Source organism: Xanthomonas pisi DSM 18956, from assembly GCF_001010415.1.
Classification (GTDB): Bacteria; Pseudomonadota; Gammaproteobacteria; order Xanthomonadales; family Xanthomonadaceae; genus Xanthomonas; species Xanthomonas pisi.
In genome coordinates this window covers 1-1,410 of record NZ_JPLE01000100.1, presented here as the reverse complement: position 1 = coordinate 1,410, position 1,410 = coordinate 1, and the positions used below count along the sequence as shown (strand labels likewise).

Below are 1,410 nucleotides of genomic sequence, written 5' to 3'. Positions count from 1 at the left end.
AATGCTGTTCACTTAAGCGGAGCGGCCTTTCGATCTACCGGGTAGCGGGTCTTCGAGATCTTCACCGTCCTTGGCCGCGTAGGCCTTGGACGGTGATCGAGGAACAGGCCCGCAATGCCTGAGCGAAGCTGGGATAAGCGTCTTGCTGTGGCGGAAGCCGGAGTAGCTGCGGCCATCACGATGAGTTGCACTGCGATGTACTGGCAGACCGGTTTGAATCGGATGTCCGAAGGTGTTCTGCCAAACGCCACAGCTGCCTGACTGGCTTCACGCCGAATGATGTTGTAAGCCAGCAGCAACCCCCAAACCTCCTGGTACACCAAGTCGATCTTCTTGCTGCGCAAGGTCGTCGCGTTGTGCTGCATCGAGCTTTTGATGTCGCGCAAACCCAGTTCGATTTCCCATCGCTCCTGGTAAAGCGTTGCAACAGACTTGGCGCTGTAAGTGGTGGCAGGCAACGAGGTCAGCACCGACTTTCGCTTCCCCTGATGCAGATAGCTCACTTCACGTACGTCCCAGTGCGTGGGAAGCGCTGGATTGCGTTTTCTGGCCTGCGGCGAGACACGCATGCGCAGTAACCGATCATCAGTGCCATAACGCGTGATTTCTTCAGCCACCAAGCCCTTGCGTGCGGGTGTCAGCCAGTGGCGTGCAGTGCCGATGTCGGCGAGCGACAGCAACAGATCAGCACTCCAGAACCCTTTGTCGAACAAGGTGACTGAATGATCGGGAATGGCGTGTAAAAGCGGCTCGCTCAAGCGAATTTCACTGCGCCGGTAGGGACTGAGCTGGGCATTGAGCAAGACATGCGAGCGTACGTTCATCAGTGCAACCAATCGCAGCATGGGAAATGGCGTCTGACGGTCAGTGCTGGTATTGCCGGAACCAAAATGTTCGCGCAGTTCTTCGGTGTCTGGCGTACGCAGCAGCGCGCCATCTACGGCAAAGACCTGCAATCCCTGCCATTCATCGCCTTGGTAGCGTTCGCGGCCCCATTGCGCCCCAGTCGTTGCGAACAGGTGGTGGACTGGATCGGCGCCCAGTCGCGCGCGTGCCTGACTGACGCCGCTGCGAGCCAACAACTCTTCTGAGGCCAGCCCTTGTGCGCAGATGTTCAAACGACGTGCAACCTCGTGCACCGGTTCGTCACGGAACAACGCCATGCCCAGGACAAGCCACAACACCTGATCACTGGGAAGACGCCGACGTCGGATGCTGGCCTGAGCAGACAGTTCCAGCGCGCTGGCTACCCACTCCACCGGAATATTCTGCGTAAAGGTGCTCAGGTCGGAGAAGTTGAACAGGTCGCCAAGGTCGAACAGCTGCTGTTGAAGGGACACAAAAAAATCCGATGCCAGAGGTCTGGCATCGGATTTTCGGTGACTCAATTGCTTAAGTGAACAGCATTGC

Annotated in this window: 1 protein-coding gene; it reads right to left on the bottom strand. The window is 57.6% G+C overall.

Annotated features, from left to right (window positions below; genetic code table 11):
• Window positions 1-8: 8 nt before the first annotated feature.
• A complete protein-coding gene (locus Y887_RS16805) occupies window positions 9-1,340 on the bottom strand; it encodes an IS4 family transposase (RefSeq protein WP_425445647.1) in 1,332 nt (443 codons plus the stop codon).
• Window positions 1,341-1,410 lie beyond the last annotated feature (70 nt).